We start from the raw sequence: 1,535 nt of genomic DNA on the forward strand, positions 1-1,535 counted from the left end.
CCCGGGTGCCCCCCGCCCGGATAGCCGCCGCCGTTCCCGCCGCCCTGGCCGCCGGCCCCGCCGGGCTGGCCGGGCAGCGGCGGCATCGCGTGCGGCGGCTGCTGGCCGCCCTCGCCCGTCCACAGGCCCTGCGCCTGCTGGGCGCGGGTGAAGTCCTCGGCGACCAGCGTGGCGAGGTTGAAGTACGCCTCCTTGGTCTTCGGCCGCATCATCGACAGGTCCAGCTCGGCGCCGGCCGACAGGTGCTCGTCGAACGGGATCACCTGCACCGCGCGGGTGCGCTGCTGGAAGTGGCCCACTATGTCGTCGATCTTGATCATCTTGGCGGTCTCGCGGACCCCGGAGATGACCGTGATGCTCCGCGACACCAGGTCGGCGTAGCCGTGGGCGTGCAGCCAGTCGAGGGTGGTGCTGGCGCTGGACGCGCCGTCGACGGACGGGGTGGCCACGATGATCAGCTGGTCGGCGAGGTCGAGCACGCCGCGCATGGCGCTGTAGAGCAGGCCGGTGCCCGAGTCGGTGAGGATCACCGGGTACTGCTTGCCCAGCACGTCGATGACGCGGCGGTAGTCCTCGTCGTTGAACGTCGTGGAGATCGCCGGGTCGACGTCGTTGGCCAGGATCTCCAGGCCGGACGGCGCCTGCGAGGTGAACCGGCGGATGTCCATGTAGCTGTTCAGGTACGGGATCGCCGTCACCAGGTCGCGGATCGTCGCGCCGGTCTCGCGGCGCACCCGGCGGCCCAGGGTGCCGGCGTCCGGGTTGGCGTCGATCGCGATGACCTTGTCCTGCCGCTCGGCGGCGAGGGTCGCGCCGAGCGCGGTGGTCGTCGTGGTCTTGCCGACGCCGCCCTTGAGGGAGATCACGGCGATGCGGTAGCAGGACAGCACCGGCGTGCGGACGAGGGCGATCTTGCGCTGCCGCTCCTCCTCGGCCGCCTTGCCGCCCAGCCGGAACCGGGACAGGCCGCCGCGCTCCGACTTGCGCTGCGGCTTGTGCTTGTCGTGCAGCAGCTGTTCGGAGGACAGCTCGACGGCGGCGGTGTAGCCGAGCGGGGCGTTGTGCACCGGCTGGCGGCGCTGCTCGGGCGTGACCTCGGGCCAGCCGCCGGACCGCGGGTCGCCGCCGGGCTGCGGCGGCGGGGCGGGCGACGTGGCGGGGGACAGGGCGCCCTGGCCGGGGGCGGCGGGGCCGCCGCCGGCGGGCGGGAGGCCGGGCTGCTGCTGGCCGGGTTGCTGTCCCGGCTGGGCGGGGTACGGGCCGGGCTGTCCGGGCTGCTGGCCCGGCTGGCCCTGCTGCGGGGGCTGGCCGGGGAGGCCGGGGTACGCGGGCTGGCCGGGCTGCCCCGGGCCCTGGCCCTGACCCTGGCCCTGCTGTCCGGGCTGGACGGTGCCTTGCCCCTGCTGGCCGGGTTGCCCCTGCTGTCCGCGCTGGCCCGGCTGGGCGCCGGGCCGCTGGGGCCAGCCGTAGCCGCCCTGCGGCGCGCCGGGGTCGGGCTGCTGGCCGGCCGGGGGCACGGGCACGCCGGACGGCGA

Annotated in this window: 1 protein-coding gene; it reads right to left on the reverse strand. The window is 75.8% G+C overall.

Going from position 1 to position 1,535, the window contains the following annotated elements; translation table 11 throughout:
- On the reverse strand, positions 1-1,535 hold a 1,535-nt coding region (locus tag ABD317_RS36785), incomplete at both ends, for a MinD/ParA family ATP-binding protein (protein ID WP_344296397.1).

Origin of the sequence: Streptomyces synnematoformans (assembly GCF_039531005.1) — a bacterium.
GTDB lineage: Bacteria > Actinomycetota > Actinomycetes > Streptomycetales > Streptomycetaceae > Streptomyces > Streptomyces synnematoformans.